The organism is Bradyrhizobium sp. NBAIM01, assembly GCF_020194115.1.
Taxonomy (GTDB): Bacteria; Pseudomonadota; Alphaproteobacteria; order Rhizobiales; family Xanthobacteraceae; genus Bradyrhizobium; species Bradyrhizobium yuanmingense.
This window is the reverse complement of sequence record NZ_JADYVU010000017.1, coordinates 1-17,505: the sequence shown is the minus strand read 5'-3', so window position 1 is coordinate 17,505 and position 17,505 is coordinate 1. Positions and strand designations below refer to the sequence as shown.

14 protein-coding genes are annotated in these 17,505 nt (G+C 59.1%); 9 read left to right on the top strand and 5 right to left on the bottom strand.

The annotated features are described in order from the left end of the window. Positions 1 to 156: 156 nt before the first annotated feature. Positions 157 to 567, bottom strand: coding sequence for an arsenate reductase family protein (locus I6F31_RS31975; protein WP_225186683.1), 411 nt, complete (start codon positions 565 to 567; stop codon positions 157 to 159). 568 nt (positions 568 to 1,135) lie between these two features. Between I6F31_RS31975 and nifH the strand changes: the two genes are divergently transcribed. The 7 genes from nifH (at position 1,136) to I6F31_RS31940 (ending at position 8,981) form a co-directional block, all read left to right on the top strand. After that, the gene (gene nifH / locus I6F31_RS31970) at positions 1,136 to 2,020 is read left to right on the top strand and encodes a nitrogenase iron protein (protein ID WP_225186682.1); all 885 of its coding nucleotides are present in this window, start codon (positions 1,136 to 1,138) and stop codon (positions 2,018 to 2,020) included. 149 nt (positions 2,021 to 2,169) lie between these two features. Further along, the gene (locus I6F31_RS31965) at positions 2,170 to 2,952 is read left to right on the top strand and encodes a nitrogen fixation protein NifQ (RefSeq protein WP_225186681.1); all 783 of its coding nucleotides are present in this window, start codon (positions 2,170 to 2,172) and stop codon (positions 2,950 to 2,952) included. Positions 2,953 to 3,249: 297 nt separating this feature from the next. Next, positions 3,250 to 4,437 (top strand): homocitrate synthase, encoded by a 1,188-nt coding sequence (gene nifV / locus I6F31_RS31960; RefSeq protein WP_225186766.1) that lies wholly within the window; start codon positions 3,250 to 3,252, stop codon positions 4,435 to 4,437. 466 nt (positions 4,438 to 4,903) lie between these two features. Continuing rightward, positions 4,904 to 5,245, top strand: a complete 342-nt coding sequence (nifW, locus tag I6F31_RS31955) for a nitrogenase stabilizing/protective protein NifW (protein WP_128956174.1) — start codon at positions 4,904 to 4,906, stop codon at positions 5,243 to 5,245. Between the two features lie 972 nt (positions 5,246 to 6,217). After that, positions 6,218 to 7,327 (top strand): electron transfer flavoprotein subunit alpha/FixB family protein, encoded by a 1,110-nt coding sequence (locus I6F31_RS31950; protein WP_225186680.1) that lies wholly within the window; start codon positions 6,218 to 6,220, stop codon positions 7,325 to 7,327. A gap of 11 nt (positions 7,328 to 7,338) precedes the next feature. Continuing rightward, on the top strand, positions 7,339 to 8,646 hold the full coding sequence (locus tag I6F31_RS31945) for an FAD-dependent oxidoreductase (protein ID WP_225186765.1): 1,308 nt from the start codon (positions 7,339 to 7,341) through the stop codon (positions 8,644 to 8,646). Between the two features lie 38 nt (positions 8,647 to 8,684). Then, on the top strand, positions 8,685 to 8,981 hold the full coding sequence (locus tag I6F31_RS31940) for a ferredoxin family protein (RefSeq protein WP_225186679.1): 297 nt from the start codon (positions 8,685 to 8,687) through the stop codon (positions 8,979 to 8,981). A 210-nt stretch (positions 8,982 to 9,191) separates the two neighbouring features. On the opposite strand, the gene I6F31_RS31935 is transcribed toward I6F31_RS31940, so the two are convergent. From I6F31_RS31935 to I6F31_RS31920, 4 genes are all read right to left on the bottom strand, one after another. Beyond that, positions 9,192 to 9,740: a carboxymuconolactone decarboxylase family protein gene (locus I6F31_RS31935; RefSeq protein WP_225186678.1), complete on the bottom strand. Its 549-nt coding sequence runs from the start codon at positions 9,738 to 9,740 to the stop codon at positions 9,192 to 9,194. A 6-nt stretch (positions 9,741 to 9,746) separates the two neighbouring features. After that, entirely contained in the window at positions 9,747 to 10,301 is a 555-nt protein-coding gene (locus I6F31_RS31930) for a peroxiredoxin (protein WP_225186677.1), read from the bottom strand. A gap of 301 nt (positions 10,302 to 10,602) precedes the next feature. Further along, the gene (modC, locus tag I6F31_RS31925) at positions 10,603 to 11,745 is read right to left on the bottom strand and encodes a molybdenum ABC transporter ATP-binding protein (RefSeq protein WP_225186676.1); all 1,143 of its coding nucleotides are present in this window, start codon (positions 11,743 to 11,745) and stop codon (positions 10,603 to 10,605) included. A gap of 2,139 nt (positions 11,746 to 13,884) precedes the next feature. After that, positions 13,885 to 14,184 (bottom strand): hypothetical protein, encoded by a 300-nt coding sequence (locus tag I6F31_RS31920; protein ID WP_225186675.1) that lies wholly within the window; start codon positions 14,182 to 14,184, stop codon positions 13,885 to 13,887. Between the two features lie 2,283 nt (positions 14,185 to 16,467). Between I6F31_RS31920 and I6F31_RS36580 the strand changes: the two genes are divergently transcribed. Beyond that, positions 16,468 to 17,073, top strand: a complete 606-nt coding sequence (locus I6F31_RS36580) for an NEL-type E3 ubiquitin ligase domain-containing protein (protein ID WP_276573224.1) — start codon at positions 16,468 to 16,470, stop codon at positions 17,071 to 17,073. Then, positions 16,962 to 17,459: an NEL-type E3 ubiquitin ligase domain-containing protein gene (locus tag I6F31_RS36575; protein WP_346656507.1), complete on the top strand. Its 498-nt coding sequence runs from the start codon at positions 16,962 to 16,964 to the stop codon at positions 17,457 to 17,459. Before I6F31_RS36580 ends, I6F31_RS36575 begins: the two co-directional genes overlap by 112 nt. Positions 17,460 to 17,505: the final 46 nt, after the last annotated feature.

Genomic DNA, 17,505 nt, shown 5'->3' with positions numbered 1-17,505 from the left:
GTCAATCTCATCGAGCGCGTGCCCTAACCTCAGCGCCGTTTCCCACTTGCGTTTCCTTCACGTGTACGGCCGACGGGTGCTGGCTGACACGTGCCGCGCGAGTAGCTGCGCCGTGGCGGCGTCGCCCATATCGCGCTCGAATGCCGGCCTTGGGGGTTACGTTCCGCCGTTTTCTTCACGTCTGCGGATAACGCGTGCGGTTTGCTTCGTGCAGCATCCATCGATATGGGTCTCGCCGCCAAGCAGCGAGAGAGCGAGCTCATGATCAAGTCCGGCACATCGTGCCCCATCTACGTCGATCAGCGGTCTTCGTCCTATCATCAATGTGAGTGCGCTTGCCGCGTCGATAGTACCGGGATTGACTTCGCCTGACTTGATACGCGACGCCGCTCGGTTAAACCAGGAGTCGACGGGCATATTGCGGAAGAAGCTGCGCAATTCCTCCTCATCCCATGGCTCCTTCCGGATGTCCTGGGCGATTACGTGGTGGCCGGCGAACTTCAGCGCTTCAATTTGACGCGCGTTAGTGGCGCAGCCGGGCTTTTGATAAAAGGTGATTGTCGCCACGACATACCTATGTGGGCGCGCTGAACGGAACGATTGGCACGGCGCTGCTGCTTCCGAGAGCACATTCGAAGTTACTGCCGATCATCTCCAGTGTCAGCGCAACAAGCGCCGTACCGCATGTGCAACACTGCCCTCTGGTCCGCCAGTTCTCGACTCCGACGTGCATATTCACTCTCCTCAAATTACCTGGTTCGCCGCAGCAAGTGCCGTTCCATACCTGAGCCATCGGAACAGGTCCCGTCAGATCGGCATTTCGCGTTGATGGCCGTGGTCGTTGTTCGCTTTCAGACAGTCGCGCAGATCATGTCAGCTCCCGAAAAGCCGGGATCACTGACCAGCTGGTTGGTTTCCATAAACGTAATCAGAAGCTTAAGGAGCGAGGTCAAGCGTTGGCACGGCGGTTGCTGATAAGCGGCAGCAACACTGACTGAGGGCTGAGTGCACGCCGACGCGTAAGACGAGCGATGCGCTCCTTCCCTCGAACCCGTGTGCCCCGTTTCTGAGAGAGAAACAAGCTCGCGCGCAAGAACCCGCGCAACTTTTGGTAAATCGGTTGATGGAGAGCAACATGTCTTCACTGAGACAAATCGCGTTCTACGGGAAGGGCGGCATCGGCAAGTCGACCACTTCGCAAAACACGCTGGCGGCGCTGGCTGAGATGGGTCAGAAAATCCTTATTGTCGGGTGCGATCCGAAAGCGGACTCGACCCGCCTGATTCTGCACGCCAAGGCGCAAGACACGATTCTGAGTCTTGCAGCGAGCGCCGGCAGCGTGGAGGACCTCGAGCTCGAGGACGTAATGAAGGTCGGCTATAAGGATATTCGCTGCGTGGAGTCCGGTGGTCCTGAGCCAGGTGTCGGCTGCGCCGGCCGCGGCGTCATCACCTCGATCAATTTCCTGGAGGAGAACGGGGCCTACGAGAACATTGACTATGTCTCATACGACGTGCTCGGCGACGTCGTTTGCGGTGGCTTTGCGATGCCAATACGAGAGAACAAGGCGCAGGAAATCTATATCGTGATGTCCGGTGAAATGATGGCGATGTATGCCGCAAACAACATTTCAAAGGGCATCCTGAAATACGCGAACTCTGGTGGCGTGCGGCTGGGTGGTCTGATCTGCAACGAGCGGCAGACCGATAAGGAGCTGGAGTTGGCGGAAGCGTTGGCCAAAAAGCTGGGCACTCAGCTGATCTACTTCGTGCCGCGCGACAACGTGGTGCAGCATGCCGAGTTGCGCCGCATGACGGTGCTGGAATATGCACCTGATTCCAAGCAGGCCGATCACTATCGCAATCTTGCGACCAAGGTTCACAACAATGGCGGCAAAGGCATTATTCCGACCCCGATCTCCATGGACGAGCTCGAGGACATGCTGATGGAGCATGGCATTATCAAGCCGGTGGACGAATCCATCATCGGCAAGACCGCCGCCGAACTCGCGGCCTTGTAAAGGTCGCGAGTCGCGGCCCTCGCGAAGGGCCGCAACGGATGCCGGTCTCCCTCACCGCCCATCCCGGGAGGCCGGCATCCTGGCGATCGACCCTGACGAAAACCAGGATGCGGCGGGGGAGAGCGGACGACTGTGGAACCTGCGAAATTATGTCCGAAGCGCACTTCTCGTTGATGGTTGCCGTTGATGCCAAGAGCCAGATGCACAGGGGAATTGCAACCTACCGCCTGCTCACCGGTGTGCCTCCTGCAGATGGCGATACTGCCACCGACAGCAATCTCGATCGCCATATCCTGGCGTCTATCCTGGCGGCTGCCACAATGGATGGTGGCTCTCTCCCCGAGAAGGCAGGCCTGTCCGGCGATGAACTGGCGGCTCTGCTGGAGGAGTACTTTCCCTCGGTTGAGGTCAAGCTCGCCGAGCAGCTCTCGGCTCCCAAGTGCGAAGAGGATGACGAGATCGTGATGCTGCGCGATCTCTTGCTCGAGCAACGCTCGACGGAGGGGGATATCGGCAGCTGGCTGGCTGCGATGATCGCGCGCCGCGCCATTGAGCCAGGCCATCTGTGGGGAGCTCTCGGCTTGCGCAATCGTGGCGAATTATCTCGGCTGCTGAGCCGCCATTTCGCGCCGCTCGCCACGCGCAATGTCAACAATATGCGCTGGAAGCGCTTCTTCTACCGCATGCTTTGCGAGAATGAAGGCCTCGTGATGTGCAAAACACCTGTGTGCAAGCAATGTGACGACTTCAACCTCTGCTTCGGCGAAGAAAGCGGTGAGAGCCGGATGACCGAGCCCCGGCGCGATGTTCTGTTGCAGGCGGCTCGGCCGGTGGTTGCCGGCGACTCGCCATCTGAACTGTCACAAAGGTCCGCTATCGGCCAGTCATCCGAGAAAGCCTCGCCGGATTTGGTAAGCCGCGCGGGACGTTGAGGGCGCGGCTGACGCCGTTTCCATGCGAGCGAGTGACCATGTGTTCAAGGCCGCGGCGGCCCCCAAGTGCTCCGCGACAATTCTCACATCCTGGCGAGCCGCAATTGCTAACATTCGAACTCGGCGTAGCAACACGCAAGGCGTCCGCTTCATGACCTGTCGCATTTGCGACAATTCATTTGCTCAAGAAGGTCGAGGAGAGAAGCGGGAGAGTCGTCAATGGGTTGGTCGGGACGGCAGGCTGGCATGCTGGTTGCTGAAGCCTAAGTAGGTCAAACAATGAGGAGCTCTCGCGTGATTGCCGCCAGCACCGCCGCCAAGTCGTCTTGGTCCGACCAGGTGCGCGCCAAGCCTACCGTGCTCAACGACACGACATTGCGCGACGGCGAGCAGGCACCTGGCGTTGCGTTCACCGCAGAGGAAAAGCTGGCGATCGCGCAGGCGCTGGCGCGGGCCGGAGTCACGGAGATCGAGGCAGGAACGCCGGCGATGGGCAACGAGGAGATCGCCGCGATCCGCACCATTGTCGAAGCAGATCTTCCGCTGACCACCATAGGCTGGTGCCGGATGCGGGAATCTGATGTCGACGCGTCGATCGAAGCAAAGGTGTCCATGATCAATGTGTCGATCCCGACCTCCGATGTCCAGATCGCGGCCAAGCTAGGTGGTCATCGCGACTTGGCGCTAGAACGGGTGAAGCGCGTGGTAGGCTATGCCTGTGAGCGCGGACTTGAGGTCGCCGTCGGTGGTGAGGACTCCTCCCGCGCCGACATTGATTTTCTCATCAGGCTGATGGCGACTGCCAAAGCCGCGGGGGCGCGTCGCTTTCGTATTGCAGATACGCTCAGTGTGCTCGATCCCGACGCAACCTGCGCGCTGGTCGGAAATTTGCGCGCGACTACCGATCTCGAACTCGAATTTCACGGTCACGATGATCTAGGACTCGCAACTGCGAACACGCTCTCCGCCATCAGGGCTGGCGCGAGCCACGCCTCAGTGACCGTCATCGGGCTGGGCGAGCGGGCCGGAAATGCACCGCTCGAGGAAATCGCGGTCGCACTCAAGCAGCTCTACGGGCGCGAGACCGGCATCATACTCCCGGAGCTCGAGAACGTCGCTACGGTGGTAGCAGCCGCGGCCGCACGTGCAATTCCTATGAACAAGGCGATCGTCGGACAGCATGTATTTACGCACGAATCCGGCATTCATGTCGCTGGCCTTTTGAAGGATCAACGCACCTATCAATCGCTTGATCCCGTTTTGCTTGGCCGCTACAACCGCTTTGTGTTCGGCAAGCATTCCGGACTTGCGGCGATCACCGCGTTACTCGATGAACTGCAGCTCGTCGCCAGCGACGATCAAGCCAGGCAGATCCTGTCGCAAGTCCGCAAATATGCAATCGAGCACAAGCTGCCGGTCGAGCGCGAAACCGTGGCGGCGATCTGGCGCGACGTGTGCGGATGCTTGGCAACCCACCCCGCGTGAAAAGCCGTGTCCAGCAACGTTTGCGTCGACCCTTCGCAAACCGACGCGCCGCAAGGACAGTGTCCGATGTCGCTGATGGCGCGAGCGGCGTCCAGCTTTCGCACATCAGATCCCCTGGCGCGACCTCACCTCCAGATCTTACTTCCCGTTCCGGTGATCTCCAACCCAATGACGAGCCGTCCCCGGACTGCCAATCGGCATCTTCTCGCGCGGCTGATTTCCGGTCCGACGACCGTCCTGACGAGCGTCAACCTAGATCGTGGATTGGCCATTGATCCCGGATCTTCATCGGGACTTGCTTCGTCACCGGCGGACCTGCCGATCTGGGCAGCGAAGTTGAGAGCACCGCTTTCCGGAGTCGGGCTGTGGCGATGGCGCTCCAGCTGTGAGAGGCAGGACGGCAGCAGTCAACAGGCGCCACCCCGTCTCATTGACCGTCCAGAGCTAATCCGAAGGAGAATTTTCGATGATCAGCTCATCCACGCCAGCCGGTATCCTGGATCGGCTCAGCAAGGCCTCGTCGGCAGAGGATTTTTTCTCGCTGCTTGGCGTCGATTACGACCCCAAAATCGTAAATGTCGCGCGCCTTCACATCCTAAAGCGCATGGGACAATATTTTGCCGAAGAGCAATTTACTGGCGCCGAAGAGCCGGAAATCAGAGCTCGATGCAAGGCGATGCTGGAGCAGGCCTATGCCGATTTCGTGTCATCGACACCGATCGACCAGCGAGTGTTCAAGGTTTTGAAGGATGCCGTCGCAGACCCTAAGAAGGCCGTGGCCTTTGTCGCCTTGAGCGAGCTGAAGTGATCTCGCGCTCCACTGCAAGCAAGGTTTACCCGACGGGCGCCGTGGCACCCCGATGTGGGGCCTTCGTCTTCATCCGGGTCAACTCTCTGCAGCCATGACCCGAGCGGCGCCTGTCGTATTCCCGACCCATGTCTGGACTGGTCGTGTCCAGAGTATCAGCGGCCATTTGAAGTGTCTGCCAAACCAATACTTTCGCCTGACTTTCAATGGTTTTTGCAACTGGTACGACACTTGCTGTTGTCCTGACGATCAGATCGTCGCTGCCGACAGATGGTAATCGTCCGAAATGAGATTGAAGGAAGACCATGATGCTGCTTTCACTGCCTGCGAGCGCTGCGGCATCATCTCACGGCCTACAATCGCGCAGGTCCGTTCGAGATGGTCTTTGACGCGAGCGAACTGACGGTGAGATGGTGGTCAATAGCGAAGTCGTCGGTTCGCGCTACAGCTGGAGAGGGCATGCACATCGTCTTCCGCATCGGATCGGCCCTCAATTCCGCTCAGATTTGTATCGATCTCATGGCGGATAGCACCTCAGGAAGAGGGCCAAGGTCGGCCCATACGGGTTGTCGGCGCTGGAGGCTTGAGATGGAATGCCTGACAGGTGCGTTGCCGGGATCGCCCTCGTCGCCATATTCTATGTGGAGCCGCTGGGCCGAAAGTGACGCGCAGGTATTGCGCAGCGAACGGACTCGCCAACTCAGGCATGGAAGCGACCGGTCAGAATCACGGCGGTGCCCTGGCGGCGGCGGTCGCGTTCGTCGAACCCCGCGCGCAAGGCTCCAGAGTGGAAGACCTCTCCGGCCTGACCGGTACGTCTATCGCCACCATGGGTCTTGTTGTGCAGCCGGTCGGACCAAGCTGACGGGGCAGAGCAACCGGCCACTTGCTGACCAAAGGTGATCTTCAGTTAACGAAGCTAGAAAGCGAACCTGTGGCGCGGGCGCGCCTATCTTTGAGGGAATTTAGAGTATGAACAATGTCACCAGAGCGGCCATGCCGACGGCGGCCAACCGCGCAGCAGCGAAAAAAGACCTGCCGGAGCACTTTAAGGCGTACAAGCACGTTTGGGTCTTCGTTGAACTGGAGCGCGGCAAGGTGCATCCGGTTTCCTGGGAGCTCATGGGTGCGGGGCGCAGGCTTGCCGACAGGCTAAAGGTGAACCTTGCGGCTGTCGTTATCGGTCCGGAGGGGCAGCATACACGTAACGCTGCGCTTGATGCCTTTTGCTATGGCGCCGATCTGGCCTATCTCGTGAGCGACAATGTTTTGTCGGATTACCGGAACGAATCCTATACCAAAGCGCTAACTGAACTCGTCAACACCTACAAGCCCGAGATCCTGCTATTGGGGGCGACGACGCTCGGTCGGGACCTCGCAGGTTCCGTGGCGACCACCCTGTCGACGGGGCTCACTGCCGACTGCACCGCGCTGGACGTCGATGCCGATGGTTCGCTTGCGGCAACGCGCCCGACCTTTGGCGGGTCGCTGCTCTGCACGATCTATACCTTGAATTATCGTCCGCAGATGGCAACCGTCCGCCCGCGGGTCATGCCGATGCCTGAGCGCGTGGTACGCGATGCCGCTCGTATGATCGTCCATCCGCTCGGCCTTATCGAAGACGATATTGTCACAAAAATACTGTCGTTCCTGCCCGACCGCGATGCAGAAACGTCCAATCTGGCCTATGCCGATGTCGTGGTTGCGGGCGGTCTGGGATTGGGATCGCCTGAGAACTTTCGATTGGTGCGCGAGCTCGCAACACTGCTTGGCGCTGAATATGGTTGCTCGCGTCCTCTGGTGCAAAAAGGCTGGGTTACGTCTGACCGGCAAATCGGCCAGACGGGCAAAACCATCCGGCCAAAGCTCTATATTGCCGCCGGCATTTCCGGAGCGATTCAGCACCGGGTTGGCGTGGAGGGCGCGGATCTGATCGTCGCCGTTAATACTGACAAGAACGCTCCGATCTTCGACTTCGCCCATCTCGCGATCGTCAGTGATGCCATACAATTGCTACCGGCGCTGACGGCCGCATTTCGTGCCCGGCTTTTGCCGAATTCGCGCGCCCGGATCGCGGTCTAGAGGAGATGATGATGATTGAAGAGAGATTCGATGCGATCGTGGTCGGAGCCGGTATGGCCGGCAACGCGGCGGCATTGACCATGGCAAGACGCGGCATGAAGGTGCTGCAACTCGAGCGGGGCGAATATCCCGGATCGAAGAATGTGCAGGGCGCCATCCTTTATGCCGACATGATGGAAAAGCTGGTCCCGGAGTTTCGAGAGGAGGCGCCGCTCGAACGTCACCTTATCGAGCAGCGGTTCTGGATGATGGACGATCGCTCCCACGTCGGCATGCATTACCGATCGGAGGACTTCAACGAGGAGCGGCCAAACCGCTACACGATTATCCGCGCACAGTTTGACAAATGGTTCTCTTCCAAGGTGCGGGAGGCTGGCGCGACCGTGCTGTGCGAGACGAACGTCACAGAACTCGCACGGGACGACCGTGAACGGGTCGTCGGTGTTCGTACAGATCGCCGAGACGGCGAAATACATGCCGATGTCGTCGTGCTGGCCGAAGGGGTCAATGGCCTGCTCGGGACGCGCGCGGGCCTGCGCGCCCGCCCGACACCCGATAACGTTGCGCTCGCGGTGAAGGAAATGCACTTCTTGCCTCGCGAAACTATCGAGGCGCGGTTCAATCTCAAGGGCGATGAAGGCGTCGTGATCGAGGCGGCCGGTACCATCTCCCGCGGCATGACTGGAATGGGTTTCATCTACGCCAACAAAGAGTGTATTTCGCTCGGCATCGGTTGTCTTGTCGCCGACTTCCATCGCACGGGCCAGACCCCCTACGGCCTGCTCGATCAATTCAAGAGACATCCTTCTGTGTCGCCCCTGATAGCAGGGTCCGAAGTCAAGGAGTACTCGGCGCATCTCATTCCTGAAGGCGGTTACAAGTCCATCCCGCAGCTTTATGGGGAAGGCTGGGTCGTGGTGGGCGATGCGGCCCAACTCAACAATGCCATTCATCGTGAGGGCTCCAATCTCGCGATGACTTCCGGCCGCATCGCCGCCGAAGCGATAAGTCTGGTGAAATCGCGCGGCGAGCCGATGAGCGCGACAAATCTGTCGATCTACAAGAAGATGTTGGACGATTCCTTCGTCATCAAAGATCTAAAGAAGTACAAGGATTTGCCGCCCCTGATGCATACCCACTCACAAAACTTCTTTCTCACCTATCCGCAGCTCATCTCGAAGGCGATGCAAAACTTTGTGCGAATCGATGGTACGCCCAAGGCTGAGAAGGAGAAGGCGACCCTGCAATCCTTTGTCAAGGCGCGATCATGGACAGGTCTGTTCGGTGATGCTTGTCGGTTTGCCCGGGCCTGGCGTTGACCGCAGCAGTGTGAAATCCAACAATGGAGAGCGAAAGCATGAATGTCGAAGCCCCAGTGCGCGTCGAAGACAAGCTGTATTACAACCGCTATGTTGTCGACGTCGGTCACCCTCACGTCAAGATCCGTGCGCACACGACTCCATCGCCGCAGCTACTTGCACTTTTGAAAGCCTGCCCCGCGCGATGCTACGAGCTGAACGGCGACGGCCAGGTCGAGATAACAGTTGACGGCTGCATCGAGTGCGGTACCTGCCGCGTGATCGCCGAGCCCACCGGCGACATCCAATGGAGCCATCCGCGCGGCGGATATGGAGTGCTATTCAAGTTTGGGTGATGGTGGAACGAAGGGCCGTGCTGCGACCGATGTCCAGGATCTCACCGTATCTGTGGCCCATCCGAGTCACTTGCTCGGCACCTGGAGCAAAACACTTTTCATGGGGAACGCTGCGCAACATGACATTGCGGATGTCACGCCATTTCGGGAGCCAGAAGGACTGGTTCTGGCGCCACTGAGTGGCGCCAGAATGCGCTCGCAGAGGAAGGATCAGCCCCGGGCCTGAGAGGGGTTGGGCCTGCCGGCCCCAATTGCGATCGCCACTGACTGAACGCTCGCGGCAAAGCGCACGGCGGTCTGGATCGCTTCGGAGCTGACGCCCTCCACTCGCAGCGTCTTCTCGTGGGCATCGATGCAGGCACCGCAGCCGTTTATGGGGGAGACCGCAAGCGACCACAGCTCAAAATCGGACCTGTCCATGCCGGTATTGCCGATCACGTTCATACGCAGCCGTGGCGGCATCGTCTTATATTGCGGGTTGGAAACGAGGTGAGCGAAGCGGTAGTATACGTTGTTCATTGCCACTACGGAGGCTCCGGCTTTCGCTGCTACGATCGCCGTAGATGTCATCACCGCGCATGCGTCCGATTCCACTGCATCAATCAGGGCTGCATTGCCGGTGGCGATCGCGCTTGCCAGCAGCAGTCCGTATTTTCGTTGCGGCGAGAACGTCTCATCGGCCATCAACGTGGATAAATTAAGCCTGACATCCTTCGCGAAGTCGGGAATTCTGTCGCTCAATTGTTCGATCGACGACATGCTGCCTCAAGAAACCGTCAGGGTTTCGCCGCCAATTTCGCGGCTGCAGGGACAGAGCTCGCCGGTTTGCAGCGCGTCAAGAACGCGCAGCGTGTCCTTCGGACTGCGCCCGACACTGAGGTTGGTCGCGTAGACGTGCTGGATCGTGTTTTCGGGGTCAACAATATAGGTGTAACGATAGGCAACCCCCTCGGGTGAACGCACGCCAAGGCCATCGACGAGCGTTCCCTTTGTGTCGGCAAACTGCCAGATTGGTAGATTGTGCAGGTCGACATGTGAGCGCCGCCAGGCGAGCTTGCAGAACTCGTTGTCAGTTGAACCGCCCAGTACAACCGCGTCGCGGTCGGCGAATTCCTTGGAAAGCCGGGCAAACTCAGCGATCTCTGTCGGGCAGACGAAGGTGAAATCCTTGGGATAGAAGAAGAAGATCTTCCACTTTTTTCGGAAGCTAGTTTCAGTCAGCGTCTCGAATGCACTCTGTCCTTCTTCTTCCTGGGCTTGAAAGCCGGGCTTCACGCCTGTGATTTCAAACGGCGGCAACTGACTCCCAATTCCGAGCATGCTGTCCTCACAATCTTGCTTTCTTGTAGATCTTAACTTCACTGGTGAAGCAAGCTATATGCCATCCGTTCTCCGGATTGGAATTGTCGGAACAAGACCAGCCCAGCGGGTTGGCTACAGGCATACTGGCGCGCTTGGTGCCTCGATCAGCACTCACGTGACGATCGTCTGGAGCACATACAACCCGTTTCTGAGAACACTCGACCTTTGCGCGACCGCACTGAGGTGCGGGGTGCAAGCGTCTGGTCCAAACGCGTTCTGCGTTCCTCAGAGCAAACCGCTTCACGGCTCTCGGGCGTTCTCATGCTGATGTGGGGGACCTTGCAAGCAACCGCTCGGCGGTCCCGAGCGGAACGGCGCGCGCGACCTCCGCGAATACATCCGCTCCATTGCTGAGCTGTAGCGCATCAAAGGAGCGCCGCGTGATGCGCGCCAAAAGCGGCACGCCAGAACAGCCAGTTTCAAGAGCCAGAACCAAGGTGACCTGAGCCTCGTCGTACGGCAGTGATGCCTTGATGCGTGCCGGAATTACATTGAGGATAGAGCTTGCGCGCGGGGGCTCGCTCGCAATGCTAACGTCGCCCGCTGCGATGCGCAGCCGCAGCTGTGAGCCCGGTCTAAGCGGCACTCCAGGTATCAGAAGGCGCGCAGTCTTGAGGCGGAGCATGATTAGCCCATACCGTCCATCATAGCCGCCGACCACGGCATCGAGACATACGGCCGCTTCGCCCCGCCTGGCAAGCAGCGGATCGCTCTGAACGTGATTGAGCGGCCCGGCCGAAATCACGACGCCGTCTTTCATCATGACGAGATGATCGGCAAAGCGTTCGATATCAGCGATGTCATTGCTGATGTAGATCATCGGCAATGGGAGCGTTTCCCGCATGCGCTCTAGAAATGGCAGGATCTCGCATTTGGCGGAACGATCGAGCACAATAAGCGGATCGTCCATCAAAAGTAGCCGAGGCTGGCCCATCAGCGCGCTGCCAAGAGCAAGTCGCTGTCGCTCGGCCGCGGAAAGATGTGATAGCGAACGCTCGAGCAGTGGCGCCAAGGCGAACAATTCGACCACACCATCAAAATCGATCAGTGTCGGCTCCGATGACGCGTTATATAAGAGGGTGCGCCGTACAGACAAATGAGAAGGAAGGATTGGGAGCTGGAATACATATGCGGCGCGACGCAGAAGAGGTGGTCGAAACGTCGTCTCATCCTGCCAAATCTCTCCGTCGATTGCACAGAATCCGTTCGGCAGACACTGCACGCCAGCGATGCAGCGCGCGAGTGTGGTTTTGCCGCACCCGGGCGGACCAAAAATCGCTGTGACGCCTTTGGCTGGCAGCCTAAATTGCGCATCTAGCGGAATGCCTGAGAGAGAGCCGTTGAATGCAACCTCAATATAGCCCTTTTTTGCTTCTCTCATAAACTTGCGCCTGTGTTGCATCTTCCCATCCAAGTCACGAGCACAATCGCGGAAACGGAGACGATGGCCATGCCTCAGACAACTCCAGTCTGTTCCGCTCCAGAACGGCATCTCTGCTCGCGTGAGGGCATAGGTGCGACGGCGGACTGCAGATCGGTGTTAAGACCCGAGGCTTGTTAAGCATCTCCGCGCCGCGGTAATCGTGGCAATCAGATGCTGCCCCGTGCGCTTGCCAATGAGAGGCAAAGCACCTTTCCGTCACCGTGAGGCTCTCCCCCTGCTTGGCGGGCCCGAGGGAGGGCTTCTGCTGAATGCTCAAATGGCCCGACTTGGGAGGTTTGGCGGTAGGGATGTCGGCTCAGACCAGAGCTTAATACTGGCTCGGCGCTGGACGTTCGCATCAAGGATCCCAGTGCTTTGGGAGCCGATTTGAAGTTGGCGCCGGTTGGAGTCGTGGCGTCTGCATTCTCGGATGCAAGCAGCATCAAAGCCGGATCGATCGGGATGAATCGGATAAAGCTCATTGCAACTCCGGCTCCGCCGCAACCGCTTCCTTCGCGGCAACTGCCTGATCCTTACCCAGCAATCCGCGTGCCGTTTCAAGGAATCTCTACGCGGCTAGGGACAACGAAGCCTGGTGTCGGCCTCCCCCGGGTCCTGAATCGCCGCATCTTTTGTAGGGCTTCGGACGCTCGCGTCACCAAGCGCACATGCAGGAGCTACGAGATGGCAGCCGAGGACAATACCATCACCTCGGGCATTGGAGACGGTGCTCTGGCGAATATGCGGCCGTAAAACTTGTCAATGATGCACAAGTCCATGTCATCCGATTTGGCGCATCTTCCGATCTGCGCGGAGGAGAAAGCCGGCAGCGGGGCGCTTGGAGAGAAGGGCTGATGTGAGATGATATGTAGTGCCCGCCAGCTACGGGGGAGGGTCTTGCTCGCCAGCACCGGTCGCGGGCGCATTTCAGCGTGCCCCGCCCTCCGCTGCAACGCCAGGTGCGCGAGGGCGAACGTAGCGCACGATCCGCGTCCTTCCGCAGGTCAATGTTAGTAGCAGCCGGCGCGCCTCAGCGGCTTCGACCTTGAGCCCCGCTGGCGGAGACCAGGATACCGTGGCTGGATGGTGATTGTCGCAACTGTCACCTGCGTCGACTCCACAAACCTCAAGCCGAGCTGATTTCAAGCAATTGCCCACCATGAAGACGGCAGGCGGCCTATCGGTCCAAACCTCTGTGCTTCTCCGAAATTTATCGTAACGAACTCTTTGACTCCCGCGAGTCAGCTGTTCAGCCGTGCAGTTGTCGCGAATTCGTTCTCCTTTCCAATCTGGGTATGCCCGTCTCAGTGCGTATGCACGCATTTACCAGGCTCTCAAAGTTCTTGAATCGACCGTAACGTCAGGTTGTAGGCATTGCGAAGCAGAACGCCAGTTTGGAGCCAACATGGCCACACAAGGCTAAACGGCCGATCTTGGGGGGGCGCAATTATTGCACCGGCCCCGCAACAGCGAGACAGTGGCTGCCGAGGTGGCGCAATCCGGTAAGTAGATCACGCCGCTGGGCAAAGGAAAATAGTGAAGGATATGCGGCTTAAGAGAGGTTTGGTGAATCAAGAGCGACAAATGGGCTGGACTTGCAATGCGCATCGCTGTGCGGCCGCCCTTGCTGCGATTGCGATCGCAGCGACGTGGTGCACAGGACACGCTCGCGCGCGAGATCGGCGGGCCGAGGAAGCCTTGATCTCGTGCGGACCAGACGTGATCCGCTTCTGTGACCGCTTTGCAGGGCGTAGCGATATGGACGTGGTCATGTTTTGTCTTAGGGACAATTTCAAAAACTTGCGCGGCGAATGCCGACGCATAATGCCAATCGCGGCTGAGAAAAATGGCGGACCGAAACGACGTCTCAACAGGCTTCCGGTCGTCCTTCATCGAGAGTGAGTCGTCCGAGCGGTAGTTTCAGAACTCGAACAGACGGGCGGGCGCCGGGGTTTGGCCGGCTTGTGGCCGAAAGTCGATCGGGCTCGAAGCTTCAGCGCCGGAATGTCAGCGTGGTGGTTTGCTTCATCGCGGTCTTCCTTGAATTTCTCAGCTTCGGATTACCTTCGACTGGACTGCCGGGCTCAAGGTGGAGCTTGAGCTAGGAAACCTCTTTTGTTAGCCGCTGTTCGACTTCCCGAAGGAACCGCTTGATGGTGTTGTGGCGTTCTCGATCCGCGCTTCAGAGAAGTCGGTTCGCCCGATCGTGGTGCTCTTGGCCGAATACATTTTAGGGCTCAAGCTCAAAGGAAACGCCGTCGACAAGAGCCGTTCAAAGGCAGAAAGCTGTTCAAGCAGTCGCTTCTCAACGGCCTTGCGCTCCGCGCCAGGTAGGACAGTTTTAAGTGATCGGCGGCAGCGCCAGATTTCGTTCCGCAGCCCTCTAATCTCACTCAGTGTATCGTCAATCGAAGTCATCACAGATTCAGTTCACTTGGTCCCCGAGTCTCAAGCATGGCGACCGTCATTCCTTGGCTCCGCACTTCTGCCATGCAACTCTTGTCGATCAATATCATCCGACACCGCGCGTGTGACGAGAAATCGCGGCATATCCTCGCGTTTTTACGGCGTCCCGCTCGTGTGCCTTGCACAATTCCGGCGCTCCACAGGATTGATTGGTGCGCCAACACCGGAGAGCGGTTAGATCCATGTCCGACACGCAGGCAGCTCGAGCGGGAGCTGGTAATGCACAACGCATGTGCCCATGGTCGATGGCAGCGGAATATGCGAGCTGTAGCAGCTCGAGGACGTTCTGATTGGGAAGGTCGGAATCATGGCCATTTGCAGCATCATTCGGTCGGCACTCCAAAGAGCGGAGTGCTGCCTGTGGAGTTAGTAAATCGTGCAGCTCACACACCTGAAGCCGTGCGCAAGTGCTGAGGACAAGCGGGCCGAGCAGTCAGTAAACGAGTAAATAAATGCCTCGCTAGCAGCGTTCGACGGGCATGACGACTATCCTTCGCAGCGACACTCGCGATGCCCAGAACTGCACAAGAAGTCAGAGGGACGAGGTCTTGGGCCAGGCGGAGAATGACTTCATCGAGCAAGTGCGATCGTCATTGACGCCCAGCTTGCTGCAGAATGGTATCGCGCCCTCCGACCAAGCAGGTGATACATCATTTTGGATTAGCCTGCGAGAGAGTGGGCTGATTGGGTCCCAGGAGACAGCAATACGGATTCCGGAACGTGTTTCACGCGAGATCAACAAAGCGCAGTCGATGCTCGAGTTCATCGGTCGCGGCGCGACTCGACTAAACTGCACTGAGCTCGAGGTAGAAACTCTGTTGAACCAGTGCGGATGCAGCTGTCCGATCATTCAGTCGAACGCGTACGGTCGAGAGCCGCCTCATGCGCACTTGCCCGTCGAGATCTGCGGCGATGAGCCGAGGGGGCGGTTCACGTGGCCCATGTCAAAAAGGCTGGGAACTCGCCATCGGAGAAATTCCGGGCGTCGCTTCCGGCGTGCCGGCAGCAGTCCGTCCAGCTCGAACTAATTCATTTGCGAAGCGCCGAGCCTTACGGTCGAGAAATTGATGGAGCCCACCCGTCATTTCGTCGCTCCGAGGTCTCCGTCAGCTTATGGACAGCAAGCTCTCGTATTATAAACCTCGCAAGTCGCGTGCAGGATCGGCTCAATGGGCGCAGATCTTGCGGACGAGACCGGGATGAACTCCAATATCAACCGATCCAGGACGAGACTTTGGCTGCGTTCGCTGCATCGTGTGCCGCTGCGGCAGCCTATTCGCGCCAGTCGTGCGTGACGGCCCGGCTGTGTGATCGCACCTCATTGCAGTTGGTCGGTGGAGCATCATCCATGGTTGGGATAACCCGTTCCAAGATGCGCCGCCAGAGGCGCGTTCGCTTCATTTTGCTAGCTAAGAGGCGACATCGATGAATACAGAGCAGCTCGGCGCTGGTAGTCCATCCGCAACTTCCGATTCGGAAAGCTCCGAACCAGGCTCTCCGGCCGCATCGCGGTGGGGAGAGGCCTTGATGGAGTTGCGGGCGTCCCCTGCCTGGCAGGAGGAGGTGTTGACCGACTGGTCTGCCGAAGACGGGCGGGGGGAACAGGAGGATCGGCAAGAGGCGGTAAGTCGAACGAGGGCTTGGCGGGGCTCAGGTGATCTTAATGAGCCGCTAGATCTGTCGTCTCTGTCCTTGACCACCTGTCTGCGTCCATTCTGGCCGGTGTGCGTCGCCTGAATGTCGATGGCAACCAGCTCAACAGCCTACCCGAGCTTCCACCTGGCCTGCGGCGGCTCTCTGCCATCAGCAATGGGCTGACGCGCCTGCCCGCGGAGCTGCCGCCGGGATTGCGCCGGCTGACCGTCTACAACAATCAACTGGTCAGCCTGACCGAACGCCTTCCAGAAACGCTCCAGGAGTTGGACGCCAGCGGTAACCGTCTTACACAACTGCCTCGGCTTCCAGCCGGGGCTCCAGCGTCTGAACGTCGAGTACAATCAGCTGACGGACCTGCCCGAGCCTCTCCCGGTTGAGCTCGAATGGCTCAGCGCCAGCTACAACCTTCTGACCAGCCTGCCAGAGACGGTCCCGCCCCAGCTGCTATGGCTCGGCGCCAGCAACAATCAGCTGACCAGCGTGCCCGAGACGCTGCTGACGCAGCTGAGCCGTGACTCGAGCGTTAATTTGGAGAATAATCCGCTCCCAGATTGGGTGCAGGCCAGCCTGGCAACAGCGATGCATGCCGGACACTATGCCGGCTCTCAGGTTTTCCTCTCCAACGTGGATGGGCCGCTGGAAGTTCAGTCGCGGCCCGTGCAAGATGTTGCAGCGGACTGGCTTGAGGGCGAACCCACGACAGTGGCCACTTGGCAGCGCTTTGCCCACGAAGCGGGGGCCGCGGACTATGCAAGCTTCCTCGACAGGTTGCGGGGCACCGTGAACTACGGTAACGAGGCGTTCCGCCAGGTGGTCGCCGAAGATTTGCGGCAGGCAGCCGTCAGGCCACGTTTGCGCGAGCAGTATTTCGAGTTAGCTTCGGGAGCGAACGCGAGCTGCGAAGATCGCATTACCTTGGCCTGGAACGGCATGCAGACTGCACGCCTGAACGCTGATGTCGAGGACGGCGTCTATGACGGGCGAGTGGGCGAACTGCTCCGGCACGCGCCGTGTCATTGTTCGCTTGGAAGCGCTGGACGGAATCGCGTGCGAGAGGGTCAACTCGCTTCGTCGTGCCGACCCGGACGCCGGACGTCGATGAGATCGAGGTCTACCTTGCATACCAGACCCAGCTGCGTGACCCTCTCGAGCTGTGGCACATCGCTCCCGACATGCGGTTCATGAACGTCTCTCACGTGACCGAGTACGATGTGGCCAGGGCCGAGGCATCGGTGCGGAACCGGGAAGCGGCGGAATTTCCGGACTATCTGGCAACGCGCTGGCAACCATGGGAAACCGTGGTGAGGCGCATCGCACCCGAAGACTATGCTGAAATGCAGGAGCGGCTCGTCGAGGCGATGGGCGTACAGTTTCGAACCCGCTTGGATGGGCGACTGGCCGAGCATGGTTTGACAGGCGATGCGGATGCCGAGCGGGTGCTCGGCGCCCAGATACGCAACGAGATAGCCAGCGAGATCAAAAGCGCGGCCAGGCATCGGTGCGGAACCGGGAAGCGGCGGAATTTCCGGACTATCTGGCAACGCGCTGGCAACCATGGGAAACCGTGGTGAGGCGCATCGCACCCGAAGACTATGCTGAAATGCAGGAGCGGCTCGT